This is a genomic window from Cellulosimicrobium sp. SL-1 (genome assembly GCF_011033075.1).
GTDB lineage: Bacteria > Actinomycetota > Actinomycetes > Actinomycetales > Cellulomonadaceae > Cellulosimicrobium > Cellulosimicrobium funkei.
The window spans coordinates 31,971-57,057 of sequence record NZ_JAACJC010000011.1 but is presented as its reverse complement, the minus strand read 5'-3'; the positions used below and the strand labels follow the sequence as shown (position 1 = coordinate 57,057).

Genomic DNA, 25,087 nt, shown 5'->3' with positions numbered 1-25,087 from the left:
TCGGGGCATGGAGGTCCCTGTCAGCGCGCTGCGCGCCGAGCTCAAGTCGTGGATCGAGCGGGCCAGGGACGGTGAGGAGGTCGTCATCACCGAGCGCGGCGTCCCCGTCGCCCGGCTGACCGGCGTCGCGACGGCGGACCTCGTCACCGAGCTCGTGCGCGACGGCGTCCTGGTCCCCCCGGCGGGGGAGCGCCCCGTGCACGCGGTGCCCGCGCCGGTGCTCGCCGCGGCGACGGACGGGGCACGTCCGGCGGGTCCCGACGGCTCGCGCCCGTCCGACGGCGCCCGGGTCGCCCGCGGCGGCGGGGTCGCGGCGCTCGTGCGCCGGATCCGGCGCTGAGGGGCCCGCGGTGGCCCTCGTCTACTTCGACGCGAGCGCGCTCGTGAAGCTGTGCGTCCCCGAGGCCGGCTCCGCGCTCGCGAGCCGCCTGTGGAACCGTGCGGACGTCGTCGTCACGAGCCGCCTCGCCGACGTCGAGGTCCGCGCCGCGCTCGCCGCGGGGGCCCGCGGCGGGGTCATCGACGGCCCGGCGCACGCCCGCGCGCTCGGCACGTGGGACACGCTGCGACCCGCGCTGCACGTGGTCGAGGTGTCCGGCGCCGTCACCGACCGCGCGTCGCGGCTCGTCGCCGCCGGGTCGCTGCGCAGCAACGACGCGGTGCACGTGGCGAGCGCGCTCGCCGTCGCGCACGACGACACGGTCGTGGCCGCGTGGGACCCGCACGTCGTGACCGCGGCGCGTGCCGCCGGGCTGCGCGTGGTGCCGTGGCCGCTCGCCAGACCGTAGGCTCGTGCCCGTGGGAATCTTCGGGTCGCTGCAGTGGATCGTCTACCTCCTCCTGTCGCTGGTCGTGTTCGGGACGCAGCTCTTCGCGCTCGTCGACGCGATCCGGCGGCCCGCGAGCGCGTTCACGGCCGAGGGCAAGCTGAGCAAGCCGATCTGGCTCGCGATCCTCGGGGTCGCCGCGGCGCTCGGCTTCCTCTCCATCCCGCTCGGCGGCGGGATCAACCTCGGCTTCATCGGGATCATCGCGGTCGTCGCGGCGATCGTGTACCTCGTCGACGTGCGTCCCCGCCTCCAGCCCTACGGGAACGGGCGCGGCAACGGGTCGTCCGGCCGGCCCGGCGGCTGGTGAGCGCCGCGGTGACCGACGACGTCCGCACCGGGGTCGCGCGCGCCGCCGTCCCGCTGGCCGAGGTCGTGCGTGGCGACCTCGTGGAGTCCGTCCACACGGGGCACCTCGTGCTGCTGGAGCCCGACGGCGGCACGCTCCTCGAGCGCGGCGACGCCGGCACGGTCGTCTGGCCGCGCTCGAGCGTCAAGCCGTTCCAGGCCGTCGCGATGCTGCGGCACGGCCTGCGCCTGCCGCCGCGCCTCCTGGCCCTCGCCGCCGCGAGCCACAACGGCGAGCCCGAGCACCTCGCGGGGGTGCGCGAGATCCTCGCGGGCGCCGGGCTCGACGAGTCCGCGCTGCGCAACACCCCGGACCTCCCGCTCCACCCGCCGGCCGCGCTCGCGTGGCAGGAGGCGGGGAACGGCCCGTCGTCGATCACCCAGAACTGCTCCGGCAAGCACGCGGCGATGCTCGCGACGTGCGTCGTCGCGGGCTGGGACCCGCGCACGTACCTGGAGCACGACCACCCGCTGCAGGTGGCGGTGCGCGAGACCGTCGCGGAGGCGACGGGCGTCGCCGTCGAGCACGTGACGGTCGACGGCTGCGGCGCGCCGCTCTTCTCGACGACGGTGCGCGGGCTCGCGCGCGCGTTCGGGCATCTCGCCGCGGCCCCGCAGCACGACCCGGGTTCCCCCGAGGCGGAGGTCGCGCGCGCCATGGCGGCGTTCCCCGAGATGGTGGGCGGCACGGGACGCGACGCGACCCTCGCGATGCGCGCCGTCCCGGGCCTGGTCGCCAAGGACGGGGCCGACGGGGTGTACGGGGCCGGGCTGCCCGACGGCCGTGCCCTCGCCCTCAAGGTGCTCGACGGCGCGTCCCGGCCGCGCCCGACGGTGCTCGCCGCGGCGCTGCGCCGTCTCGGCGCGCTCGACGTCGCGGGCGCGGACGGGCCGGCGCTCGACGCGCTCGGCGACGTGCTCGTGTTCGGCGCCGGGCAGCCGGTGGGCACCGTGCGCGCGGTGCTCGACGAGCCCGGGACGGACGCGGTGCACGACGCCTCGCGGGACCGCTCGTCCGACGCCGCACGGCGCGACGACGGGGGACGGCCGTGAGGGCCGTCGTGCAGCGCGTGACGCGCGCGAGCGTGCGCGTCGTGGCCGACGACGGGACGGCGGAGGTCGTCGGCGCCATCGACCGGCCGGGTCTCCTCGCGCTCGTCGGCGTGACGCACGACGACGGCGACGCGCAGGTGGAGACGATCGCGCGCAAGATCGCCGAGCTGCGGATCCTCGCGGGGGAGCGGTCCGTGCTCGACGAGGGCGCGCCCGTGCTCGTCGTCTCCCAGTTCACGCTCTACGCGGACACGCGCAAGGGCCGTCGGCCGTCGTGGAACGGCGCGGCGCCCGGTCCCGTCGCGGAGCCGCTCGTCGAAGCGGTCGTCGAGGCGCTGCGCGCCCGCGGGGTCGAGGTGGCGACCGGGCGGTTCGGCGCGCACATGGCGGTCGACCTCGTCAACGACGGCCCGGTCACGCTGATCCTCGAGGCCTGACGCGGCGTCGTACGGGCTGTCCCGTACGGGGTCTGCGTACGGAGGACCGCGTACCCCGCGCGGCGCGCGTGACGCGAAGAGTGTGGGAAGCACGTAGTCCCGCGGGCCCCGCCCACGGCTACGGTCGCTCACGTCAGCCGGTCGCTCAGGCCCCGCAGGAGGCCGCACCGCCGCGCGTCCGCGCGGGTCGGCGACCGACCTCGTCGACGAGAGGTCCTCTCGATGCACCGTCCTCGCCCGTCCGCCCCGCGCCGCGCCCGCGCCACGCGCGCGGCCGCCGGCCTCACCGCCCTCGCGCTCGCCGCGAGCGGGGCCGTCGCCGCCGCGACGACCGCCGCCGCCGCGCCGACCGCCCACCTGACCGCCACGACGGCGGCCACCACCCCGACGCCCGACTCCCCGAACGGCGACGCCGCCCTCAACGGGTACCGCAACGTCGGCTACTTCATGTCCTGGGCCCCGGAGAACTACGGCTACACCGTGCGCGACTTCGTCGAGTCGGGCCAGGCCGAGCAGATCACCCACGTGAACTACGCGTTCGGCAACATCCACCCGACCGACCTCACGTGCTTCCTCGCGGACGCCCCGGGCACGCCCGAGCCGGGCGGCAACGACGGCGCCGGCGACGCGCAGGCCGACTTCGTGCGAGCCGTCTCCGCCGAGGACTCGGTGGACGGCGTCGCGGACGAGCCGGGCCAGGCGCTCGCGGGGAACTTCAACCAGCTCCGCAAGCTCAAGGAGGAGCACCCCGACACCAAGGTCCTCATGTCGCTCGGCGGCTGGACCTGGTCCAAGTTCTTCTCGAAGGCCGCGGCGACGCCCGAGAGCCGCGCGAAGTTCGTCGCCTCGTGCATCGACCTCTACATCGACGGCAACCTGCCCGTGATCGACGGCCGCGGCGGCCCCGGCGCGGCCGCGGGCCTGTTCGACGGCATCGACGTCGACTGGGAGTGGCCCGGGGCCCCCGACTGGTCGCAGCACCCCGAGAACCACGTCGACCCGGTCAACGACAAGGCGAACTTCACCGCCCTCCTCGCCGAGTTCCGCAAGCAGCTCGACGAGCGCGGTGCCGCGCAGGGCAAGGACTACCTGCTCTCCGCCTACATCCCGGTGAGCCCCACCGTGGTGAACGCCGGCTGGGACGCCCCGACGATCTTCGACTACCTCGACTACGGCAACATGCAGGGCTACGACCTGCACGGTGGCTGGTCGCCGAACCTCGCCGGGCACCAGGCGAACCTGCACGACACCTCGCAGCCCGGCACGATCTCGCTCGAGGACGGCATCGACCTCTACCTGTCGCGCGGCGTCGATCCCGCCCAGCTCACGCTCGGCATCCCGGCGTTCGGCCGCGGCTGGTCCGGCGTCGAGGCCGGCGACTCGAACGGCGCCTGGCAGCCCGCCGCGGGCGTCGCCCCCGGCACCTACGAGGCCGGGAACAAGCAGTACTTCGAGCTGCGCGACCACGGGACCGAGTACTTCGACGAGGTCAGCGGGGCCTCGTGGCGCTACGACGGCGACCAGTGGTGGAGCGTCGACACGCCGCGCGCCGTCGAGTTCAAGGCGTCGTGGATCACGGAGAAGGGCCTCGGCGGCTCGATGTTCTGGGACCTCGCGGGCGACTACGAGGACGAGCTCGTCGGCACGGCGGCCGACGTCTACCGCGCGGCCCCGGCCGGTCCGGTCGACCCGACCGCGCCCGGCTCGTGCTTCCCGGGCTGGGACCGCAGCACCTCGTACGTCGGGGGGCGCGTCGTCTCGCACGAGGGCGTGAACTACCGCGCCGCGTGGTGGGTCCGCACGAACGTCCCGGGCACGGAGAAGTGGTACCCGGCCTGGCGCGTCGTCGGCACCTGCGCCTGACACCCTGACGGTGCGGTGCGCGGCCTCGGCCGCGCACCGCACCGTCCGTCGCTCAGCGCAGCCAGCCGCGGCGCTTGATGTACGCGAGCGGGATGACGGCGGCGACGAGCGTCACCAGGACCGTGAGCGTGAACCCGTACGGCCGGTCGAGCTCGGGCATGTGCGTGAAGTTCATGCCGTAGAACGACGCGATGAGCGTCGGGGGCAGGAACACCGCCGTGATGATGGTGAAGACCTTGACGATCTGCGCCTGCTTGACGTCGAGCGACGTCATGATCGCCTGCTGCAGGTAGCGCACCTTGTCGTGCTCGAACCCGGCGTGCTGCTTCACGCCGTCGACGTCCGCGACGAGCGTCTCGACGAGCCCCGCGAGCACGGGGTCCGAGTCCGCGATCTCGCTGCGCAGGTGCCGCGCGGCGCGGGCGAGCGAGAGCTGGGACTCCTGGGCGCGCGACACGATCTCCTCGGCGCGGTTCATGCGCGTGATCGTGTCCTGCATGTCGCTCACCCCGATCTCCCGGCCGCGGGAGTCGACGCCCCGCGTGGCCTCGTCGATCTCGTCGGACATGTCCTCGAGCAGGTCGCTCGCGTAGGACACGACGCGGTCGGCCGCCTCGTTGAGCGCGTAGAGCAGCGCGTACGCGACGCCGTACGACGAGCCGATGAGCCACGGCGTGCGGCGCATGCGGGCGATCGCCTTGTCGAAGACGGCGTAGTGCCGCTGCGGCTGGGCGGTCACGACGACGTCGGCGGACAGGGCGAGCACGATGCGCTCGTCCACCACCCGGTCGCCGTCGCGCCGGGTCGCCGTCACCGGCAGGTAGACGTGCGCGTCCGTCTCCCAGACACGTCCTCCGGCAGCCGCGAAGTCGACGCCGTGCTCGGCCGCGCGGGCCGCGGAGTCCGGGTCCCCGACCGCGACCTGCACCCAGCGCGAGCGCAGGACGCGCGGGTCGAACCGGGGCGAGCCGTCGCCGTGCGCGCGGGCGTGCAGGTCGAGCCCGCCGCGCGCCGGGGCGGGCAGGCGGGTCTCCGTGCCGGGGGCGAGGCCCGGGGTCTCGGGCAGCATCGTCGTCATCACGCACCGCCGGCCGTGAAGTGCGCGGTGAGGAGCGCGGCGCAGATGAACAGGTAGAGCCCCACGGTGAAGGAGATCGACTGCCGTTCGAGGTTCGGCCGGCGCGCGCGGCGCCGCGCCTCGCGCGGGGCGCGCAGGGGCGTCCGGGCGGGGCGGGCCCGCACCGGGGTGGCAGGGGTGGTGGTCGGCGCGGTCGCAGGGGAACGCTGGGTCATGGTGGTCGTCCTTTCCGGCGGGCGGACGGCACGGGCGCGGCCACGGGTGGGCGGCGCGGGTGCGTCGGCGGGGGAGGTCCGGCGGCGCGCGCGAGGCGCGCGCGGAGCGCACTGGCGACCTCCCCGCGCGGGACGGACGACGGCCGGGGACGCAGGGACCTGCGTCGGCCGGGCTCAGGCGTCGGGTCGCGAGCCACGGGGGGTGAGCGCGCAGTGCACGGATCTATGACTGCTGCCGTCAGGCATGGGGCTCACCTCGCTCTCGTGGCGGCGGCGCCGTGGGCGCCGCACCCGGGTCGGGGCGCACGGGGGTCGTGGCCGCGACGGGGATCGAGGCCAGGCTAGCCCTCCGGGCAGCGGGCAGCAACCGTCGAGGTGCGAGCGTCGGCCCAGGTGGCGACCGTGTGACGAGCGGGAAACGATGAGGTGATCCCTTGTTTACGGAGGGTTGTTAACATTTCATCCGGTCGACGGGCGACGAAGCCCCCGGACGGAGGGTCCCGACATGTCAGAACAGCAGGACTACATGGTTCCCGAGCCGGTCCGTCGCGCGGACTCGCGGTTCGCGCGACGGCTCGAGCGGCTCTCGTCCCGCGCGCAGGAGGTCGACCGCGCGCTCGCCGCCGTGAGCGAGGGCAAGGGCGGTCTCGTGTGGACCGCCGAGCACGGCATGGGCGCGAGCGCGACGCTCGAGCTCGTGTGCGAGGCCGTCGCGACGCACGAGTTCGCGCAGCCGACCGTCACGCTCCGCTGTCGCCCGCCCGCGGGCGTCCCCGCTCCCGGGTCGGCCGTCGTCTCCGTCGTGTCGCAGGTGTCGCAGCTCGCGGGCGGCGTGGTCCCCGAGCGGCTCACGCGGGTCCTCGAGCCGGTCGACCCGGGCTTCGGCCACCTCCCCGAGGTGGCGGCGGTCGCGCTCGCCGAGCTCCTCGTCGCGACGTTCGACGGCGCGACCGTCGTCCTCGTCGCCGACGACCTGCACCTCCAGGACGAGCTGAGCCGGTCGGTGCTCGCGAGCCTCGTCGCGCAGCGGCACGCGCCCGTCGTCCTGCTGGGGACGGCGCCCGCGGGCGCGCTCGACCCGTCCGCGGGGCCGTTCGAGCTGCGCGCCGTCCCGCCGCTCGCGCCGGCCGACGCGCTCCACCTCCTGCTCGTCGAGCGGCGGCTCGCCGTCGCCCCGCACGTCGCGGCGCGGCTCGCGCACCTCCTCGGTGGCAACGCCGCGGCCATCACGCAGACGGCGGCGCTCCTCACCCCCGAGCAGCTCTCGGGCGGGTCGATCCTGCCCGACCCGCTGCCCGCCGTCCCCGCCGTCCGGTCGCTCTTCGCCGACCGGCTCGCCGCGCTCAGCGAGGCGGAGCGCCAGGCGCTGCTCGTCGCGGCGGTCGCCGTCGTCGACCGCACCGAGCTGGTGCTGTCCGCGACGGGGCTCGCGATGGAGCAGGTCCTCGACGGCCCGCTCGCGGAGCACCTCGTCCTCGCGGGGGGCCGCTTCGCGTTCGTCGACCCGCGCATGCGCTCGCTCGTCCACGCCGACGCCCGCCTCGCCGAGCGCACGGCGGCGCACGTCGCGCTCGCCGAGGCGCACCGGCGGGCGGGGGAGGAGGACGTCGCGGTGTGGCACTCGGCGCTCGCGACCCTCGTGGGCGACCCGGCGCTCGTCCCGGGCCTCCTGCGCATCGCGCGCCGCCACCTCGACCGCGGCGACGTCGTGTGGGCGCACGAGGTCGCGCGCGAGGCGGCGAGCCAGGCGGGCGCCGAGCACCGCGCCGAGGCGTTCGCGATCGCCGGGGTCGCGGCCCTGCGCTCGGGCCACGTGCAGGACGCCGCCGACTGGCTGCGCAAGGCCTCGCGGAGCGGGGACGACGCGCTGCGCGCGTGCACGCTCGGCCCGCTCGTCGCGGCGCTCACGCTCGCCGAGGGCCAGGTGCCCGACGACGTACTGTCGCCCTACCTGCGCGGGGGCCGGCCGGACGGCCTCCCGCCGGACGCCGTCGCCGGGGTCGTGACGGGCGTGCTCACGGCGGCGCGGCTGCACGCAGAGCGGGGCGACGGCGTGAGCACCTCCCAGCTCCTCGACACCGCGACGTTCCTCGCGTCGTGGTGCGAGGACGACGCGACCCCGGCGCGTCTCGCCCTCGCCCGATCCTGGGCCGCGGTGTTCGGGGTGGGGGAGCGCGGCGTCGTGCCCGACGTCGACCTGGGCCCGGACCACGAGGCAGCACTCCAGGTGAGCCGGGCGCTCGGGCTCGCCGCCGACGACCGGCTGGACGACGCCGCGCAGACGCTCGCGAGCGTCGTCGCCTCCCTGGCCCCGGTGCGCGACGGCGGCCGGTGGTTCGACGGCCCGGACGCCGCCCTCACGCCGCTCGCCGAGGCGCACGTCCGGCTCGCGCAGGCGCTCGTGCACCTGTGGCGCGGCACCCTCACGCGCGCCGCGGACGAGCTCGCGGAGGCCGCGTTCCGCCTGCCGCTCGGCCTGCCGTTCGCGGGGATGGGCGTGGCCGCCGCGCGCCGCCTCGACATGATGACCCGGGGCGTCGTCGGGCCTGTCGCGACGGCGCTCGAGGAGACGTGCGCGAGCCCGACGTCGCGGCCCGTGCGCCTCGGCCTGCTCGTGGACCGTGCCATGGGTGCGGCATTCGCCCACCACGTGACCCAGGCCGCGACGCTGCTCGAGCTCGCCGCGGAGCGCGAGCGTCCCGACAGCGCACGCATGCTGCCGCTGCCCGGGCTGGACGACGTCGAGGCATGGGTCGTCGCCGGGCGGCACGACGCGGCGCAGCGCGCGCTCGCGCGGCGCCGGGTCGACGCCAAGGAGCTCCCGCCGTCGCTGCGGTCGGCGACGCTCGTGCGCGCCGACGTCTCGCTCGCCGCGCCCGAGGACCTCACCGCGCCGCTCGAGCGGGCCACGCGCGTGAACCGCACGACCGCGTCGCCCTACGAGCACGCGCGGACCGACCTGTGCGCCGCGCGCGCCCTCGTGCGCGCGGGCGAGCTGCAGCGCGCCCACGGCCTGTTCCTGTCCGCGATCGAGCTGTTCGACGACGCGGGCGCGGACGCCTGGACGACGATCGCGCTCGACGAGCACGCCGAGGTGGTCCGCCTCCTCGGGGGCCCGGTGCCCGAGGACCTGACCGCGGCCGTGCCGGGGGTGCCCGGCGTCCTCGGCGGTGGGGCCGTCGTCCCGGGCGGCACGTGGCCCGCGGCCCCGCGGGCCGGGAGCATGCACGCCGCCCTCGGGGTCGCGCGCGCCGGCGTCGAGGCGCAGGCCGCGCTGCGGCCCGCCCCGCCGGACGCGTGCCGGCTCGCGGTGCGCGAGAGCGACGTGACGGACGAGGCGCTCGCGGAGCTGCGGGGCCGGTGGGCGGACGAGCTCACGGAGCGCGAGCTCGACGTCGCGCTCCTCGTCGTCCAGGGCGCGTCGAACCGGGAGGCGGCGGACCAGCTCTACCTGTCGGTCCGCACGGTGGAGGTCCACCTCGGGCGCGTGTTCCGCAAGCTCGGGGTGCGCTCGCGCGTCGAGCTCACGGTCCTGGCGCACCGCGTGGGGCGCTGAGCCGGGGTCGATTCGGGGCCTCTCGTCAGCATCTGTCCGCTTTTGTCCTACGGGTCTTCCCCTACGCCGACCGCGCGGAGGAGCCGCGAACACTGCGGGAAGCGCGGATCACGCGCGGGTCCCCTCGTGGCTACGTTCGGGGTGACCTGAGGGCAGGGCGGTCCGGAGCACGGAGCCGCCGCAGCTCCCCGTACGAGCACGAGGCAGGACCCATGGACGTGTCCCTCTCCACCCGACCACCGCGCCCGGCCCGGCGGCGCGGCGCGCGCCTCGCGGCGCTCGCGACGGCGGCCGCCCTCGTCGGCGGCCTCCTCGCGGGCGTCGCGCCGGCGCAGGCGGCGCCGACCGCCACGACGGCGGTCGGCAACCCCGGCGACAGCGACGTCAACGGCTACCGCAACGTCGGCTACTTCACCCAGTGGGGCGTGTACGGCCGCGCCTTCCCGCTCAAGAAGGTGCAGGACTCCGGCGCGGCCGCGGACCTCACCCACATCAACTACTCGTTCGGCAACATCCACCACCAGAACCTCACGTGCTTCATCGCGAACAAGGCGCAGGGCACGGGGCCGAACGGCTCCGACGGCGCGGGCGACGCGTGGGCCGACTTCGGCATGGGCTACACGGCCGCGAACTCCGTCGGCGGCGTCGCCGACGCGTGGGACCAGCCGCTCGCGGGCTCGTTCAACCAGCTCAAGCAGCTCAAGGCGAAGAACCCGCAGCTGCGCGCCCTCATCTCGATCGGCGGCTGGACCTGGTCGAAGAACTTCTCCCGCGCGGCGGCGACGCAGGCGTCCCGCGAGAAGCTCGTGTCGTCGTGCATCGACCTCTACATCAAGGGCAACCTGCCCGTGATCGACGGCCGCGGCGGGCCGGGTGCGGCTGCCGGCGTGTTCGACGGCATCGACATCGACTGGGAGTGGCCGGGCTCGAACAACGGCGAGGTCGGCAACTCGGTCGACCCCGTGAACGACCGCGAGAACTTCCGGCTCCTGCTCGCCGAGTTCCGCAAGCAGCTCGACGCGTACGGCGCGCAGACCGGCAAGCACTACCTGCTCTCGGCGTTCCTGCCCGCCAACCCGGCCGACATCGCGGCCGGCGGCTGGAACGACCCGCGCATCTTCCAGTCCCTCGACTACGGCAACGTGCAGGGCTACGACCTCCACGGCGCCTGGGACCCGGCACTGGCCGGCCACCAGGGCAACCTCTACGACGACCCGGTCGACCCGCGGGCCGCGAGCCGCCAGTTCAGCGCGGACAAGGCCGTCCAGGAGTACCTCCGCGCCGGCGTCGCCCCGAGCCAGCTCGGCCTCGGCCTCGCCATGTACGGCCGCGGCTGGAAGGGCGTCACGTCGTCGCAGCCGTGGTCGGCCGCGAACGGGGCGGCCCCCGGCACGTGGGAGGCGGGCAACGAGGACTACGACAAGCTCCGCACGCGGGGCCAGGACTACTACGACCCGACGACCGTCTCCGCCTGGCGGTACGACGGCGACCAGTGGTGGAGCTACGACAACGCCCGGTCGGTGGCGGCCAAGGCCGAGTACATCGACCGGCTGAACCTGGGAGGCGCCATGTGGTGGGACCTGTCCGGCAACCACGACGGCACGCTGCTCGGTGGCTTCACGGACAAGGTCCGCACGCTCCCGGCCGGTCCCGTCGACGGCGCGAGCGGCCCGACGAACCCGCCGACGAACCCGCCCACCAACCCGCCGACGAACCCCCCGACCACCCCGCCGACGGACCCGACGGCCTGCGTGGCCGCGTGGTCGGCCGCGACGGTCTACACGGGCGGGGCGACGGCGTCGTTCGAGGGCAAGAACTACCGCGCGAAGTGGTGGACCCAGGGCGACCGGCCGAGCGCGGGCGGCCCCTGGGAGGCGACGGGCGCGTGCGGCGGGACCACCCCGACGACCCCGCCGACGACGCCGCCCACGAACCCCCCGACCACGCCGCCCACCACGCCGGGCACGTGCACCGCGCCGGCCTGGTCCGCGACGGTGGCCTACACCGGGGGTGCGACGGTCTCCTACCAGGGCCAGTCGTACCGCGCGAAGTGGTGGACGCAGAACAACGTCCCGGGTGCGGAGCAGTACGGCCCGTGGCAGGCCCTCGGCGCGTGCTGACGCCCGGCCGCCCCTCCTGACGGGGGACCACCGGGGCGGCCCGCGGGTACGGGGAATCCCGTACCCGCGGGCCGCCATCGTGTGGTTCTCCCGCATCTCGACCAGCCCTCGCGCTCGTTAGCGTGAAGGGGCCGACGAGGAACTCCGCAGCCCTCCCCAGTGGGTTGCGGGGCTCCTCCGACCGTGAAAGGCGGTCAGCGTGCCCGTGCGTCACCGAACGACCCGACCCCGCACCTCCCGTCCCCTCCCGCCGTCCGTGGCCTCCGCCCTGCCCGTGGCCCTGACGGCCGTGCTCGGCGCCGCGCTCCTCGCGGGCTGCACGAGCGGCTCCGACGACGCCGGGGCGGCCGTCGACGGCGGGTCGGGACCCGCCCAGGCCGAGGATCACGGCTCGCACGGCGACCACGCCGACGCGGGCAAGGTGCCCGTCGGCCCCCTCCAGCTCCCCGGTGCCGACTACTGGTCGGTGCTCCAGCCGGCCGACGGCGTCACGCAGGTCCGGGCGGGCGGGTGCCCCGAGGACGCCGCGTGCCCGAGCTTCGAGGTGCTGACCGGTGCCGCGCTCGACGGCGTCGACCCCGCGACGGCGCTCCTGCCCGACGGCGCCACGTGCCCCGGGGCGGACGCGCTCGCGGCCCGCGCGGTCGGCGACCCTGCGGAGTCGGACGTCGAGGTCGCCGGCACGCCCGCGACGCTCGCGCGCTGGACGCTCTCGTGCGTCGACGCCGCCGGGGCCGAGGTGCGGACCGTCGAGCAGCTCCAGTGGTACGTGCCCGACGCCCCCGGCGGTGCGGTGCTCGTCGTCGACCGCTGGGCGTTCGAGGGGCTCGAGTCGCGCCTCGCCGCGGGAGGCTGGGCGTCCGCCTGACCGACCCCGGCCCGCACCGACGACGGCCTCGCACCCGGGAGGGTGCGAGGCCGTCGTCGTGCACCCGGCCGTGCCGGCGGCCGGGTCAGCCCTTGCGCGTGCGGCGCGTCAGCAGCACGACCGCGGCGCCCACGGCCGCGAGCCCCGCGGCGACGGCGGCGTACAGGCCCACGGTCGCGCCCGTCGTCGCGAGCGACGAGGACGACGAGCCGGTCGCGACGGTGCGCGAGACCTGGGACGCCGTCGTGGTCGTCGTGGGGTTCCCCTGTCCCGGCGGGTTCGTCGCGCAGCTCGGCGACGACGGCGGGTAGTCCACGCTGACGACCGTCTCGGGGTTGACCTGGAAGAGCACCTGGACGCTGGGGCGCACCCAGTCGAACTCGTCGCCCTCGACCCACTGCCCGTCGACCAGGCTCCAGCCGGGCCAGTCGGCGCCGCGGCCGTCCGCCCCGACGACGGCGCCGGGCCACAGCACGCGGCCCTGCAGGGGGAGGCCGGACTGGACGACGTCCGCGCCGCCCGGGTTGAGCCACGTGATGGTCGCGGTGTCGTTGTCCGTGCCGGTGACGGCGATGGCGTACTCGAGGTACGGGACGTCCCCGTCGCAGACGGGGGACAGGGTGGTGAGCTCGATCGTCGGCTCCGGCACGTACGTGTCGTCCTCGGCGGCTCCCGCGACCGGCGCGGTGAGCAGCACCACCGTCGCGGCTGTAGCGGTGACGGCCAGCGCGCGGCTCCCGGCGCGGCGTCCTCCCGACGTCTTCATGGTGAATCCTGTCCGTGGGCGGGAAAGGCTGTTCGTGGAGAGGGAGCCGTGCCCCGAGGTCCCTGATACGTGCAGGTGCCACACGTGCGCGAGGTGTTTCCGTCCTGCCAGGCTAGCGAGGCGGACGCCCGAGTTGGACGCTTGTCCAGGGTGAAAAAGCGTCGGTGCGCGGGATCGTGACCGCGCCGTGACGCGACCGGACGCGGCTCAGCCGCAGGGCGTGACGTCCGCGGTGCGCAGGCCCGGCTGGGTGGTCGTGGGCGTGCTCCACACGTCGAGCGAGGTCGCGGCGGCGGTCCCCGCGTCCCGCGGCGTCGTCGTCGTGAACGACAGGGTCGTCGACTGCCCGGGCGTGAGGTCGACCATCGCGGAGAGCGCGCCGCGGCCCGCGACGTCGCCGGGCTGCGCCGGGAGCGGGGCGTCGTCGCGGCGCAGCCCCGAGACCTGCCCGTCGCGCGGCGGGTAGAGCACGACGAACGTGCGCGTGACGCCCGGCTCGACGCCCGCCGTCCCGCCGCCGGTGACGTACCAGGGCAGGCTCGTCGCGGCGTCGGCCGGGGCGGACGACGCGAGGTCGACCTCGAACGTGTCCACGCGGCCCGCGGCCGTGCACGTGCTGCCCGCGAGGCGCACGTCGCTGCCGAGGTAGACGCCCATCTTGCCGCCGGTGCCGTCGTTGAGGAACACGCCGACCGAGCCCGCGGCCTGGTCGGCGGTGTCGATGTCGCCCGCCACGACCGTGCCCGCGAGGCGCTCCTGCTCCGCCTCGTGCGCCGACCACAGCAGCACGCGGTGCTCGTCCGCGCCGCGCACGAGCGCGTCCCGCGCGACGGCCGGGTCGGCCCCGCCCGCGAGGAACTCCTCCAGGACCTGGGCCGCGACCGCCGCGAAGAACGTGTCCGTCTGCTCGCCGGGCTCGAGCTCGGCGTACGCGTCGGAGAGGAGGGTCTGCACGACGTTGCCCGCGTCGAGGTCGACCGCGCCGCCGTCGACCGGGACGGTCACCGGACCCGTGGCCTCGAGCAGGTAGGAGAGGGCGACGGGGTCGGTCGCGACCACGCCGTCGACCTGCTCGCCCTGCGCGCGCTCCCACATCGTCGACGCGAGCGCGGCGGTCGTGGGGAAGTCCGGCGTCAGCGGGGTGTCCTGGAGGTAGCGGCCTACGCGGTCGCTGAAGAGCTGCTCGACCCCGGGGTCGAGGGGCAGCACCGGCTCGTCGAACGACGGGAAGCCGACCGTCGAGGCCTGCCGCTCCAGCGTCACCCTGCCCTGGTCCGCCGAGATCACCGCGAGCGCGCCGGGGATCCCGCCGCCGGCGCGCAGCTCGGCGTTGTTCAGCGCGAGGACGAGGTAGCGGCGGGGGCCGTCGGCGCCGAGCATCGCGGGCGCGAGCGCCGTGAGCCGGTCGGCGGTGCGGACCACCGGGCGCAGGTCGTCGGTGCGCGCGACGAGCGCGGCGTACGGGTCGGCGACCTCCGCGTGCAGCGCGTCGCGGTCGACGGTCGCGAGGCGCGCGTCGATCGCGTCGAACGCGTCGGCGGCGCGCGCGACCGTCGGCGCGGCCGCGACGAGCGGTGCGAGGTCGACGCCGTCGCCCGTGAGCGCGATCCCGTCTCCCTCGACGCTGCCGAGCGTCTGCGTGAGGGACGGCAGCACCACGGCGGCGAGGTCGTCGGCCGTCGCGGCGGCCACGGAGAAGGCCCGCACGTCCTGCCCGTAGACCGGCAGGTGGGCGGCGAGCGACCACAAGGGGCCGTCGGTGTGGGCCCGTGCGGACGCGGTGAGGGGCTGGACCCGCTCCAGCGCGGCGTCGGCGGCCGCGACGTCGCCGTCCCGGAGCGCCTCCTCGGCGGCGGGGACCTCGTCCAGCGCGCGCGTCAGGGCGTCCCGCGCGGCGAGCGCGTCCCGGGCGAGGAGCCCGGCGCACACGACGAGCGCGACCGCGAGCAGGATGAGAACCCAGCCCAGCCAGGCCGCCCGGCTCCGCCGACGGCGGGGGTGGCGCGGCGGGGCGTCTCGCTCCGTCGTCGTCATGCCTCTCAGCGTAGGGGCCGGGGATGGCAGGATCGGGGCCGTCGCGGGTGAGGTTCGGGTGAACCGCGGGGCGTGCAAGGAACGCGGGCCCCGGGACACAGAGCGGTTGACAGCCCGCCCCGCCGACGAGGAGCCGCCGTGACGACCGACGAGGGCAGTGACGAGACCACCGAGGCCGCCGTCCACGACGAGGCCTGGTTCGCCGCGCTCTTCGCCGCGCACGCGACACCGCTGTACCGCTACTTCCGCCGGCGCCTGCCGAGCGCCGTCGGGGGCGTCGCCCCCGACGCCGACGACCTGACGGCCGAGGTCCTCGCGACCGCCTGGCGGCGTCGCGCCGACGTGCCCGACGGCGCCGAGCTGCCGTGGCTGTACCGCACGGCGGGGTTCCTCCTCGCCAACCACCGCCGCAAGGCGCGGGCCCTGCCCGTGGCCGAGGTGCCCGAGCGCCCGGACGACGGCGCCGACGTCGAGCACGTCGTCGTGCAGGACGACGAGGTGCGCCGCGCGCTCGGCGCGCTCTCCGACCGCGACCGGCGCATCCTGCTCCTGCACGCGTGGGAGGGGCTCGGTGGGGCGGACCTGGCCGCCGTCCTCGGCACGTCGCGCGGGGGCGCGGACGCCGCGCTGTCCCGGGCCCGCGCGCGCCTGCGCACGGCGTGGGCGGAGCAGTCGGCGCTCGCGCAAGAGACCGGCGCCTGAGCACACATCACGGGTAGACCCGACCGGCCGCACCTGCGCGGTACGGCCCCTGCGGTACCTGGAGGGCGACATGACCACCCGAACCCCCGAGCAGCCCGACGACGCGGACCTGGAGCGCCTGCGCGCGGCCGACCCGGCCGCGGACGCGACCCCGGACGCCACGGTCCTGGAGGCCGCGGTGCGCGACCGCGTCCCCGAGGCGTTCGCCCGTCCCGCGACGAGCGGCCCGGGCGCGGCTCCTGCGAAGCTCCCGGACGCGGCCGGCCTCGCCGGGGCGGACGGCCCGACGGCCGCGCTCGTCGACGAGCTCGCCGAGCGCCGCGCCCGCCGGCTGCGCCGTCGGGCGCCGCTCCAGGTGGCGGCCGCCGTGGTGGGCGCGCTCGTCATCGGGACGGGCGGCTACGCGCTCGGTGCCGGCGAGTGGAGGACCACTGCGGGCGGCTCCGCCGCGGAGAGCACGGCGCTCGCCCCGATCCGGCTCGGCAGCGCGGACGCACCCGCGGGGGCGGACGCGTTCGCGGGCGGCGCCGCCACCGAAGGGGGCGCTGTCGATGCGTCGCGCGCGGCGAGCGTCGTCCCGGGGTTCGCCGGGGGGTTCTGGGGAGCGCGCACGGTGTTCCACCAGGACGGCCTGCCCACGCAGGGCGCGAGCGCCGAGGCGTGGGCCTACGACGCGGCGGGCGTGTTCTCGCAGGAGACGGTGCGCCGCGTCGCCGACACCCTCGGGGTCGCGGGCGAGGTGCGCGAGGAGTACGGGTCGTACGCCGTCGGCTCGGCCGACTGGACGGGACCCAGGGTCTCGCTCCAGCCGGACGGTCTCGCGAGCGTGAGCTTCACCGACCCGGCCAAGGACCCGTGGGGCTGCGTCGCCGTGACGCCGATGCCTGCTGACGGTGCGGACGGCTCAGGGCCGGCGGGCTCGTCCACCTCGTCAGCGGAGCCAGGGGAGTGCGCGGAGGAGGGGCACGGGGCGCCGCCAAGCCCCGACGCCGCCGTGGACCAGCTTCGCGAACTGCTCGCGCGACTCGACGTCGACGTCTCGGGATACGAGGTCGTCGCGCGCGAGATGACGCCGGAGCAGGGCGCCCGGGCCACGTTCCTGGCGGCCTACGAGATCGTCGACGGTCAGCGCACGGGAACCACGTGGGAAGCGACGTACTCGGGTGCGGGGCTCGCGTCGCTCTCCGGACCGCTTGCGCCGCGGGTCCCGCTCGGCGCGTACGACGTCGTCAGCCCGGCCGAGGCGGTCGAGCGGCTCGGCGACGCACGGTTCGGGTTCGGCGGCGGGGGGATGATCGCGTGGGCCCGCGAGGACGTGCAGCCCCTCCCGGAGACCGCGTCCGAGCCCGAGGCCCCGACGGTCCCGCCCACCGTGGGGGAGGGTGCGCGGTTCGCCTGGCCCGTCACGGACGTGACGATCACGGACGCGCGCCTGGGCCTGGCGGTGCAGTACCAGCCGGACGGCGCGGCCGTCCTGCTGCCCGCGTACGAGCTGTCCGACGCGGACGGGAACGTCTGGTCGGTCGTGGCCGTGGTGGACGACCAGCTCGACTTCACGCCCGCTGCCGGATGACGGAGCACGACCCGGCGGTCGGTATCGTGATACCGACCGCCAGGTCGGCTTCGCCTGCGCGCTTTTGCACGTTGCAAGCATCCGAGGTCGCGAAAGTGGCCACGCTTTTGATTGACCACCGACAAAAGTGTGGTTAGGGTCGCAGCAGACCGAGCGGCACCGGGTCGGAGAGCGAGCAGAGCGACCCTCTCCCGGGGCGTGCGGTCCGACGGTGGCAGGGAGGCCATCGTCGTCGTGATCGGCGGCGCCGCGGCGTCCGCCGTCGGAACGGGAGCAACGATGCACCACTTCGCCCCTGACGGATCGTCGGACCGCCCCGCCCCGGACGCGCGCACCGGGCTGTGGCTCGTCGGCGCCCGCGGCTCGGTCGCCACCACCGCCGCCCTCGGCCTCGCGGTGATCGCCGACGGGGGCGCGGAGCCGACCGGGTGCGTCACCGCGGGCGAGCCCTTCGCCTCCGCCCCGCTGCCCGCCTTCGGCGACCTCGTCGTGGGCGGCCACGACATCTCCGACGTGTCGATGGTCAAGCGCGCCGAGCTGCTCGTCGAGGCCGGCATGATCGCGCCGCGTCTGCTCACCGCCGCGCACGCCGCGCTCGAGCGGGCCGACGCCGAGGTGCGCCCCGGCTACTCCGCCCACCCCGCGGAGGGCAGCGCGCGCGAGTCGCAGCAGGCCGCCGCGGAGCGCCTCGCCGCGGACATCGTGGACTTCCGCGAGCGCCACGGCCTCGCGCGCGTCGTCGTCGTCGACCTCGTGTCGACCGAGCCGCTGCCCGAGCCCGCGCCCGAGCTCTCCGACCGCGACCTGCTGCGCGCGGCGCTCGCGGACCCGGAGCGCGCGGTGCTGCCGCCGAGCTCGGTCACGGCGTACGCCGCGCTGCTCGCGGGCGCCCCGTTCGCCGAGTTCACGCCGTCGGCGAGCATGCACCTCCCGGTGCTGCTCGAGCTCGCCGAGGAGCGCGGCGTCCCCGTCGCGGGCCAGGACGGCAAGACCGGCCAGACGTGGCTGCGCACGATCCTCGCCCCGGCGTTCGGGGCCCGCGGGCTGCGCGTCCTGTCCTGGGCGGGGGCCAACCTGCTCGGCGGCGGGGACGGCGCCACGCTCGCCGACCCGCAGGCGGTGCAGAGCAAGCTCGTGTCCAAGTCGCGCGGGCTCCAGGACCTCACGGGCAGCGACGTCACGCCGCTGCACATCGACAACGTGCCCGACCTCGGTGACATCAAGGTCGCGTGGGACCACGTGCACGTCGAGGGCTTCCTCGGCTCGCGGCTCACGTTGCAGACCACGTGGTCGGCGTACGACTCGATGCTCGCCGCGCCGCTCGTGCTCGACCTGGCGCGCCTGCTCGCGCTCGCGGACGCGGCCGGGTACGCGGGCCCCGTCCCGGAGCTCGGGTTCTTCTTCAAGGACCCCTGGGGCAGCGGCGTGCACGACTTCGCCGCACAGACCGTCGCGCTGTCCGACTGGGTCCGCGCGGCGACCGCCCGGGTGGGCGGCGACGCGACCGCCGCGGCCGACCGGTCGTGACGGGCTCCCTCCACGACCACCTGGACCTCGTCCGCGCCCCCGCGGTCCTCTCGGTGGTCGGTGACACGCTCGCGGGCGCGGCGGCGGCCGGGCACGCGCTCACGCCGCGCCGCGCGCTCCTGCCCCTCGCCTCGGCGTGCCTGTACGCGGGCGGCATGGCGCTCAACGACTACGCGGACCGGCACCTCGACGCGGTCGAGCGGCCCGAGCGGCCGATCCCGTCGGGCCGCGTGACGGAGCGACGGGCCCTCCAGGTCGCCGTCGGTCTCACGGCCGCGGGCGTCGGTCTCGCCGCCGCGGGCGGGGGATCGCGCGCGCTCGCCGTCGCCGTCCCGCTCGCCGCGAGCGTGTGGACGTACGACACGGTCGCGAAGGAGCGCGCGGCCGGTCCTCTCGTCATGGCCGCGTGCCGCGGGCTCGACGTGCTGCTCGGGGCCGGCGTCGGGCACCTGCGCGCCGCGCTGCCGGCCGCCGCGGGGATGGCCGTGCACACCGCGGGCGTCACGTACCTGTCGCGCGGCGAGGTGCACGGCACGACGTCGTCCCTCGCCGCGGGCGTGGCCGCCGCCACCGCGGCGGGCGGGGCGGTCGTCGGCGCGGGGGCGGTGCGCCGCGCCCGGGCGGCCGACGGCGCGAGCCACCGTACGCGCGTCGCGACGGCGGTCGCCGGGGTCGCGGCCGCGGGCGCCTACCTCGCGACGTGCCTGCCCCGGCAGGTCGACGCCGCGATCACGCCGTCCGCCCAGAACGCGTTCGCCGCGACCAAGGCCGGGATCCGCGCGATGCTGCCGCTGCAGGCGGCGTGGTCCGCGCGCGGGGGGAGCCTGGCGTCGGTGGGGGTGCTCGCGGGCGTCGAGGTCGCGGGCCGGCTGCTGCGCCGCGCGGGGCGGGCCCCGGGCCGCGCCGAGATGAGCGAGACGTGAGCGCGCCCGGCACCGCCGGGGGCGCGATGCCCTTCACGCTCGGGTACGGCACCAACGGCTTCACCGACCACCCGCTCGACGTCGCGCTCGACGTGCTCGCCCACGAGGGATACGGCGCCGTCGCGCTCACGCTGGGCTTCCCGCACCTCGACCCGTTCGCGGACGGCTGGGAGGACGAGGCCGCGGCGCTGCGTGCACGGCTCGCCGCAGCGCACGAGGGTGCGGGGATGCGCGTCGTCGTCGAGACGGGCACGCGGTTCCTCCTGGACCCGTTCCGCAAGCACCGCCCCACGCTCGTGGACGTCGAGGCCGACGCGCGGCTGCGGTTCCTGCGCCGCGCGGTCGAGATCGCGGCCGTGCTGGACGCGGAGTGCGTGTCCTTCTTCTCGGGGGTCCTGCCCGACGACGTGACCCCCGCCGAGGGCTGGACGCTCCTGCGCGAGCGCCTGCCCGCGCTCGTCGAGCACGCGCGCGACCACGGCGTGCGGCTCTCGCTCGAGCCCGAGCCCGGGATGCTCGTGGAGACGGTGGGCGACGCGCTGCGGCTGCGCGACGAGCTGGGCGGTGACGGCGGCGACCTCGCGGACCTCGGGGTCACGGTCGACGTCGGGCACTGCCTCGTCGTCGAGCCCGACGGTGTGGTGGGCGCCCTGCGCGCGGCCGCGCCGTACCTCGCGAACGTGCAGCTCGACGACATGCCGCGCACCCACCACGAGCACCGCCCGTTCGGCGAGGGCGAGATCGACCTCCCGCTCGTGCTCGGCACGCTCGCCGACGTCGGGTACGCGGGCGTCGCGGCGGTCGAGCTGCCGCGCCACTCGTACGACGCCCCCGGCCTCGCGCACCGCAGCATGACAGCGCTGCACCGCGCGTGGGACGACCGCCCCCACCACCCCCAGGAGGTGCCATGACCGAGACCACCCGCCCCGACGCCCGCACGGCGGACGGGACCGCCCCGGGCGAGCGCTGGCTCGCCGAGGCGCGCGCCGCCGTCGCGCAGGACCCCGCGGCCGTGACGCGCGCGTTCGCGCTCGCGGGCCGCCAGGTGGGCCGCGCGCCCGTCCGCCCGGACACCGACCCCGCGGGGGTCGTGCACGGGACGGTCGACGACGCCGCCCGCGCCGACCTCGTGGTCGCGCTCGCCGAGGGCGCGGGTCGCGGCGGTGCCGACGGCGAGGCCGCCCTCGCGGCGCGGCTCGCGGACCTCTACCAGCACGGCGACACCGCCGAGCGGCGGGGCGTCCTGCGTGGTCTCGACGCCCTCACGGCGCGAGGTGCGCTGGCGGACGACGCCGCGCCGTCGGTCGTCGCGGTGGGCCGGGACCTCGCCGCGGACGCGCTCCGCACCAACGACCAGAGCCTCGTCGCGGCGGCCGTCGGGCCGTTCGCGGCCGCGCACCTCGACCCGCACGCGTGGCGCCACGCCGTGCTCAAGCTCGTCTTCATGGGCGTGAGCCTCGACGCCGTTGCCGGTCTCGACGACCGCGCGGACCACGAGCTCGCCCGCATGGCCCGCGACTTCGCCGCCGAGCGCCGCGCCGCGGGCCGCGTCGTGCCCGACGACGTCGCCCGCCTCGCCCCTGACGTCACCACCGGGAGGACCGCCTGATGCGCATCTTCGACCCCCACATCCACATGACCAGCCGCACGACCGACGACTACGAGGCCCTGTACGCCGCGGGCGTGCGCGCGCTCGTCGAGCCGGCGTTCTGGCTGGGCCAGCCGCGCACGAACGTGGGGTCGTTCCTCGACTACTTCGACGCGCTCCTGGGCTGGGAGCGGTTCCGGGCCGCGCAGTTCGGCATCCGGCACCACGCGACGATCGCTCTCAACCCCAAGGAGGCGAACGACGCGCGGTGCCGCGAGGTGCTCGACGAGATCCCGCGCTACCTGCTCAAGGACGGCGTCGTCGCCGTCGGCGAGGTCGGGTACGACTCGATGACGCCCGAGGAGGACGAGGTCTTCTCGCGCCAGCTCCAGATGGCCCGCGACGCGGCGCTGCCCGTGCTCGTGCACACCCCGCACCGCGACAAGCTGTCGGGGACGCGGCGCACGCTGGACGTCGTGCGCGAGTCGGGGATCGCGCCCGAGCACGTGCTCGTGGACCACCTCAACGAGACCAACGTCGCGCTCGTGCTCGACGCGGGCGCGTGGGCCGGGTTCTCGATCTACCCGGACACGAAGATGGACGAGGACCGCATGGTCGCGATCCTCCAGGAGCACGGCACCGAGCGCATGATCGTGAACTCCGCCGCCGACTGGGGCCGCTCCGACCCGCTCAAGACGCTCAAGACGGGGCAGGCGATGCTCGCCGCGGGCTTCACCGAGGACGACGTCGACCGTGTGCTGTGGCGCAACCCGGTCGAGTTCTACGGGCAGTCGGGCAACCTCGTGCTGGACCCGGTCCCCGGGTTCGTCGAGGGCGACCTCCCCACCCCGGGCGTGGAGTTCGAGGGCTCGTCCGTGCTGCGCGGCGCGCGGGCGTAGCGCGGGAGGGCACCACCATGCTGCTGTCGTACTGCACCAACGTCCACCCGGCCGAGCACCTCGACGGGGTGCTCGACCAGCTCGTGCGCTACGCCGCGCCCGTGCGCGAGGCCGCGGGGCTGGACGTGCTCGGCGTCGGGCTGTGGATGCCGGCCGTGCTCGCGCACCGCCTCGCGGGCTCGCCCGACGACCGCGTGCGCCTGCGCGCCGTGCTCGACGAGCACGGCCTCCAGGTCCACACGCTCAACGCGTTCCCGTACGGCGGCTTCCACGCCGACGTCGTCAAGCTCGACGTCTACACGCCCACGTGGGCCGACCCGGAGCGGCTCGCGTACACGCTCGAGTGCGCCGAGGTGCTCGCGGAGCTCCTGCCCGACGGCGTCGCCGGGTCGATCTCGACGCTCCCGCTCGCCTGGCGCGAGCCGTGGACGGACGCCGACGACGACGCCGCGTCGCGCGCGTTCGCCGCGCTCGGGGAGGGCCTGCGCGACCTGCGCGAGCGCACGGGCAAGGTCGTGCGCGTCGCGGTCGAGCCCGAGCCGGGCTGCGTGCTCGACACGGTGGACGACGTCGTGGCCTGGCTCGCGGCGCGCACCGGGCCGGACGTGCCGGCGGACCGGCGCATCGACCCCGAGCACGTGGGCGTGTGCCTCGACACGTGCCACCTCGCGGTGTCCTTCGCGGACCGCCGCGCGGGGACGGCCGCGACGGTGCGCCGCATCACCGACGCGGGCCTGCGGGTCGTCAAGGTGCAGGCGTCGGCCGCGCTGCACGTCGCGGACCCGGCCGACGGCGCGGCGCGCGCCGCCGTCGGCGCGTTCGCCGAGCAGCGGTACATCCACCAGGTGCGCGAGCTCACCGCGGGGGGCGACGTGCTCGCCGCCGACGACCTGCCCGACGCCCTGGACGGCGCGCTGCCCGCGGAGGGACCGTGGCGCGTGCACTTCCACGTGCCCCTGCACCACGAGCCCGCCGCGCCGCTCGCCGCGACGACGGACGTGCTGCGCGCGGCGGTCGACGCCGTCCGCGCGGCGCCGCACGGGGACGAGGCTCACCTCGACGTCGAGACGTACACGTGGGCCGTGCTGCCCGAGGGGGCCGCGACCGACTCGCTCGTCGCCGGCATCGCGGCCGAGCTGCGCTGGGCGACGAACCACCTCGCCGCGACCCACCTCGTCGCGGCGCACGACGTCGCTGCCGCCGGGACGGCGCGCACCGAACCACCCTCGGGACCGACCGCGGACGACGCCGCCGCCGACCCGGGCACGACCAGGAGGACCGCATGAAGCCCGTGCTGCTGCTCGACGTCGTCGGGCTCACCTCGACCGCGCTCGCCCACATGCCGCGACTGCGCCAGCTCGCCGCGAGCGGCTGGCAGTCCGAGCTCGCGACGGTGCTGCCCGCCGTGACGTGCAGCGTCCAGTCGACGATGCTCACGGGGCTCAGCCCGGCCGAGCACGGGATCGTGGGCAACGGCTGGTACTTCCGCGAGCTCGGCGACGTCTACCTGTGGCGCCAGCACAACCGCCTCGTCGAGGGGGAGAAGCTCTGGGAGGCCGCGCGCCGGGCGCGCGGCGAGTACTCGTCGGCGAACGTCTGCTGGTGGTACGCGATGGGCATGACGACGGACGTCACCGTCACGCCGCGCCCGATCTACCACGCGGACGGCCGCAAGTCCCCGGACGCCTACGTGCGCCCGGCGGCGCTCCACGACGACCTCGTCGGCCGGTTCGGCGAGTTCCCGCTGTTCACCTACTGGGGCCCGACGGCGGACATCACGTCGTCGCGGTGGATCGTCGACGCGACGCGGCACGTGCTGCGCACGCACGCGCCCGACCTCACGATGGCGTACGTCCCGCACCTCGACTACGACCTGCAGCGGTTCGGGCCCACGTCGCCGCAGGCCGACGCCGCGGCGGCCGAGCTCGACGCGACGCTCGCGCCGCTGCTCGACGACGCCGCGAACCAGGGCGTCACCGTGCTCGTCGTCTCCGAGTACGGGATCGCGGACGCCGACCGGCCCGTGCACCTCAACCGCATCCTGCGCCGGGAGGGCCTCCTCGAGGTCTACGTGCAGGACGGCAAGGAGCAGCTCGATCCCTGGACCTCGCGCGCGTTCGCCGTCGCGGACCACCAGGTCGCGCACGTGTACCTCGGCGACCAGCAGGACCCGGCGCTCCGGCGGCGGGTCACGGACCTGCTGCGCGGCGTCCCCGGGGTCGACGAGGTGCTCGACCGCGAGGCGCAGGCGCGGTACGGGCTCGACCACGAGCGGTCGGGCGACCTCGTCGTCGTCGCGGAGCCCGGCGCGTGGTTCACGTACTACTTCTGGCTCGACGACGCTCGCGCGCCCGAGTACGCGCGCGGCGTCGACATCCACCGCAAGCCCGGCTACGACCCCGCCGAGCTGTTCTTCGACCCGGCGGACCGGCTGGCGAAGGCGAAGGCCGGCCTCAACCTCGTGAAGAAGAAGGTGGGCCTGCGGTACGCGATGAGCACCGTGCCGCTCGACGCGTCGTACGTCAAGGGCTCGCACGGGCGGCTCCCCGACTCCTCCGCCGACACGCCGCTCGTGATCTGCTCGGACGCGGAGGTGCCGGCGTCGGTCGCGGGTGTGGTGGAGAGCGGGTCCGGGCAGGTCCCGGCCGCCGCGATCAAGGGCCTGGTGCTCGAGCTGCAGGGCCTCGGCGTCCGGGTCTGACGAGCGATC

The 25,087-nt window shown here is 76.0% G+C and carries 22 protein-coding genes; 18 read left to right on the top strand and 4 right to left on the bottom strand.

The window, feature by feature from the left end:
- Nucleotides 1–7 precede the first annotated feature (7 nt).
- The 6 genes from GWJ10_RS16750 (at nucleotide 8) to GWJ10_RS16725 (ending at nucleotide 4,528) form a co-directional block, all read left to right on the top strand.
- Nucleotides 8–340 (top strand): type II toxin-antitoxin system prevent-host-death family antitoxin, encoded by a 333-nt coding sequence (locus GWJ10_RS16750; RefSeq protein ID WP_076404534.1) that lies wholly within the window; start codon nucleotides 8–10, stop codon nucleotides 338–340.
- 10 nt (nucleotides 341–350) lie between these two features.
- Nucleotides 351–788, top strand: coding sequence for a type II toxin-antitoxin system VapC family toxin (locus GWJ10_RS16745; RefSeq protein WP_043660314.1), 438 nt, complete (start codon nucleotides 351–353; stop codon nucleotides 786–788).
- Nucleotides 789–798: 10 nt separating this feature from the next.
- On the top strand, nucleotides 799–1,137 hold the full coding sequence (locus GWJ10_RS16740) for a DUF2516 family protein (protein ID WP_308200541.1): 339 nt from the start codon (nucleotides 799–801) through the stop codon (nucleotides 1,135–1,137).
- Between the two features lie 8 nt (nucleotides 1,138–1,145).
- Nucleotides 1,146–2,228 carry an asparaginase gene (locus tag GWJ10_RS16735; protein ID WP_163188641.1) on the top strand — a complete coding sequence of 361 codons (1,083 nt, stop codon included), beginning with the start codon at nucleotides 1,146–1,148 and terminating at the stop codon, nucleotides 2,226–2,228.
- A complete protein-coding gene (gene dtd, locus GWJ10_RS16730; protein ID WP_163188640.1) occupies nucleotides 2,225–2,665 on the top strand; it encodes a D-aminoacyl-tRNA deacylase in 441 nt (146 codons plus the stop codon). The genes GWJ10_RS16735 and dtd overlap by 4 nt, the downstream gene beginning before the upstream one ends.
- 222 nt (nucleotides 2,666–2,887) lie before the next feature.
- Entirely contained in the window at nucleotides 2,888–4,528 is a 1,641-nt protein-coding gene (locus GWJ10_RS16725; protein ID WP_163188639.1) for a glycosyl hydrolase family 18 protein, read from the top strand.
- A 52-nt stretch (nucleotides 4,529–4,580) separates the two neighbouring features.
- Here GWJ10_RS16725 and GWJ10_RS16720 read toward each other — a convergent pair whose 3' ends face one another.
- A complete protein-coding gene (locus tag GWJ10_RS16720) occupies nucleotides 4,581–5,606 on the bottom strand; it encodes a CorA family divalent cation transporter (protein ID WP_061267978.1) in 1,026 nt (341 codons plus the stop codon).
- The gene (locus GWJ10_RS16715) at nucleotides 5,606–5,821 is read right to left on the bottom strand and encodes a hypothetical protein (RefSeq protein WP_163188638.1); all 216 of its coding nucleotides are present in this window, start codon (nucleotides 5,819–5,821) and stop codon (nucleotides 5,606–5,608) included. Before GWJ10_RS16715 ends, GWJ10_RS16720 begins: the two co-directional genes overlap by 1 nt.
- Before the next feature lie 505 nt (nucleotides 5,822–6,326).
- Between GWJ10_RS16715 and GWJ10_RS16710 the strand changes: the two genes are divergently transcribed.
- The 3 genes from GWJ10_RS16710 (at nucleotide 6,327) to GWJ10_RS16700 (ending at nucleotide 12,365) form a co-directional block, all read left to right on the top strand.
- Nucleotides 6,327–9,377, top strand: a complete 3,051-nt coding sequence (locus GWJ10_RS16710; RefSeq protein WP_137280718.1) for a helix-turn-helix transcriptional regulator — start codon at nucleotides 6,327–6,329, stop codon at nucleotides 9,375–9,377.
- A 212-nt stretch (nucleotides 9,378–9,589) separates the two neighbouring features.
- Nucleotides 9,590–11,497, top strand: a complete 1,908-nt coding sequence (locus GWJ10_RS16705; RefSeq protein WP_163188637.1) for a glycosyl hydrolase family 18 protein — start codon at nucleotides 9,590–9,592, stop codon at nucleotides 11,495–11,497.
- Between the two features lie 256 nt (nucleotides 11,498–11,753).
- Nucleotides 11,754–12,365 carry a hypothetical protein gene (locus GWJ10_RS16700; protein WP_163188636.1) on the top strand — a complete coding sequence of 204 codons (612 nt, stop codon included), beginning with the start codon at nucleotides 11,754–11,756 and terminating at the stop codon, nucleotides 12,363–12,365.
- A gap of 85 nt (nucleotides 12,366–12,450) precedes the next feature.
- On the opposite strand, the gene GWJ10_RS16695 is transcribed toward GWJ10_RS16700, so the two are convergent.
- Both GWJ10_RS16695 and GWJ10_RS16690 read right to left on the bottom strand, forming a co-directional pair.
- Nucleotides 12,451–13,131, bottom strand: coding sequence for a hypothetical protein (locus GWJ10_RS16695; protein ID WP_061267975.1), 681 nt, complete (start codon nucleotides 13,129–13,131; stop codon nucleotides 12,451–12,453).
- Between the two features lie 207 nt (nucleotides 13,132–13,338).
- A complete protein-coding gene (locus GWJ10_RS16690) occupies nucleotides 13,339–15,165 on the bottom strand; it encodes a DUF4012 domain-containing protein (RefSeq protein ID WP_163188635.1) in 1,827 nt (608 codons plus the stop codon).
- A 138-nt stretch (nucleotides 15,166–15,303) separates the two neighbouring features.
- On the opposite strand from GWJ10_RS16690, the gene GWJ10_RS16685 reads away from it, so the two are divergent.
- The 9 genes from GWJ10_RS16685 (at nucleotide 15,304) to GWJ10_RS16650 (ending at nucleotide 25,078) form a co-directional block, all read left to right on the top strand.
- On the top strand, nucleotides 15,304–15,867 hold the full coding sequence (locus GWJ10_RS16685) for a sigma-70 family RNA polymerase sigma factor (protein WP_061267973.1): 564 nt from the start codon (nucleotides 15,304–15,306) through the stop codon (nucleotides 15,865–15,867).
- 70 nt (nucleotides 15,868–15,937) lie between these two features.
- Nucleotides 15,938–17,440 (top strand): hypothetical protein, encoded by a 1,503-nt coding sequence (locus tag GWJ10_RS16680; RefSeq protein WP_163188634.1) that lies wholly within the window; start codon nucleotides 15,938–15,940, stop codon nucleotides 17,438–17,440.
- A 279-nt stretch (nucleotides 17,441–17,719) separates the two neighbouring features.
- A complete protein-coding gene (locus tag GWJ10_RS16675; protein ID WP_163188633.1) occupies nucleotides 17,720–18,967 on the top strand; it encodes an inositol-3-phosphate synthase in 1,248 nt (415 codons plus the stop codon).
- Nucleotides 18,964–19,890 carry an SCO3242 family prenyltransferase gene (locus GWJ10_RS16670; protein WP_206158421.1) on the top strand — a complete coding sequence of 309 codons (927 nt, stop codon included), beginning with the start codon at nucleotides 18,964–18,966 and terminating at the stop codon, nucleotides 19,888–19,890. Before GWJ10_RS16675 ends, GWJ10_RS16670 begins: the two co-directional genes overlap by 4 nt.
- Entirely contained in the window at nucleotides 19,887–20,801 is a 915-nt protein-coding gene (locus GWJ10_RS19635) for a sugar phosphate isomerase/epimerase family protein (RefSeq protein WP_241005873.1), read from the top strand. Before GWJ10_RS16670 ends, GWJ10_RS19635 begins: the two co-directional genes overlap by 4 nt.
- On the top strand, nucleotides 20,798–21,499 hold the full coding sequence (locus GWJ10_RS19630) for an EboA domain-containing protein (protein WP_206158420.1): 702 nt from the start codon (nucleotides 20,798–20,800) through the stop codon (nucleotides 21,497–21,499). The genes GWJ10_RS19635 and GWJ10_RS19630 overlap by 4 nt, the downstream gene beginning before the upstream one ends.
- Nucleotides 21,499–22,377, top strand: a complete 879-nt coding sequence (locus GWJ10_RS16660; protein WP_043658812.1) for a TatD family hydrolase — start codon at nucleotides 21,499–21,501, stop codon at nucleotides 22,375–22,377. Before GWJ10_RS19630 ends, GWJ10_RS16660 begins: the two co-directional genes overlap by 1 nt.
- A gap of 17 nt (nucleotides 22,378–22,394) precedes the next feature.
- On the top strand, nucleotides 22,395–23,663 hold the full coding sequence (eboE, locus tag GWJ10_RS16655) for a metabolite traffic protein EboE (RefSeq protein ID WP_206158419.1): 1,269 nt from the start codon (nucleotides 22,395–22,397) through the stop codon (nucleotides 23,661–23,663).
- Nucleotides 23,660–25,078: a nucleotide pyrophosphatase/phosphodiesterase family protein gene (locus GWJ10_RS16650; RefSeq protein ID WP_076404543.1), complete on the top strand. Its 1,419-nt coding sequence runs from the start codon at nucleotides 23,660–23,662 to the stop codon at nucleotides 25,076–25,078. The genes eboE and GWJ10_RS16650 overlap by 4 nt, the downstream gene beginning before the upstream one ends.
- The last annotated feature ends 9 nt before the right edge of the window (nucleotides 25,079–25,087 follow it).

Coding starts and splice junctions, on each gene's coding strand:
- GWJ10_RS16750 (WP_076404534.1), top strand. CDS start 8: ATGGAGGTCCCTGTCAGCGCGCTGCGCGCCGAGCTCAAGTCGTGGATC.
- GWJ10_RS16725 (WP_163188639.1), top strand. CDS start 2,888: ATGCACCGTCCTCGCCCGTCCGCCCCGCGCCGCGCCCGCGCCACGCGC.
- GWJ10_RS16720 (WP_061267978.1), bottom strand. CDS start 5,606: ATGACGACGATGCTGCCCGAGACCCCGGGCCTCGCCCCCGGCACGGAG.
- GWJ10_RS16715 (WP_163188638.1), bottom strand. CDS start 5,821: ATGACCCAGCGTTCCCCTGCGACCGCGCCGACCACCACCCCTGCCACC.
- GWJ10_RS16710 (WP_137280718.1), top strand. CDS start 6,327: ATGTCAGAACAGCAGGACTACATGGTTCCCGAGCCGGTCCGTCGCGCG.
- GWJ10_RS16705 (WP_163188637.1), top strand. CDS start 9,590: ATGGACGTGTCCCTCTCCACCCGACCACCGCGCCCGGCCCGGCGGCGC.
- GWJ10_RS16695 (WP_061267975.1), bottom strand. CDS start 13,131: ATGAAGACGTCGGGAGGACGCCGCGCCGGGAGCCGCGCGCTGGCCGTC.
- GWJ10_RS16690 (WP_163188635.1), bottom strand. CDS start 15,165: ATGACGACGACGGAGCGAGACGCCCCGCCGCGCCACCCCCGCCGTCGG.
- GWJ10_RS16680 (WP_163188634.1), top strand. CDS start 15,938: ATGACCACCCGAACCCCCGAGCAGCCCGACGACGCGGACCTGGAGCGC.
- GWJ10_RS16675 (WP_163188633.1), top strand. CDS start 17,720: ATGCACCACTTCGCCCCTGACGGATCGTCGGACCGCCCCGCCCCGGAC.
- GWJ10_RS19630 (WP_206158420.1), top strand. CDS start 20,798: ATGACCGAGACCACCCGCCCCGACGCCCGCACGGCGGACGGGACCGCC.
- GWJ10_RS16660 (WP_043658812.1), top strand. CDS start 21,499: ATGCGCATCTTCGACCCCCACATCCACATGACCAGCCGCACGACCGAC.
- eboE (WP_206158419.1), top strand. CDS start 22,395: ATGCTGCTGTCGTACTGCACCAACGTCCACCCGGCCGAGCACCTCGAC.
- GWJ10_RS16650 (WP_076404543.1), top strand. CDS start 23,660: ATGAAGCCCGTGCTGCTGCTCGACGTCGTCGGGCTCACCTCGACCGCG.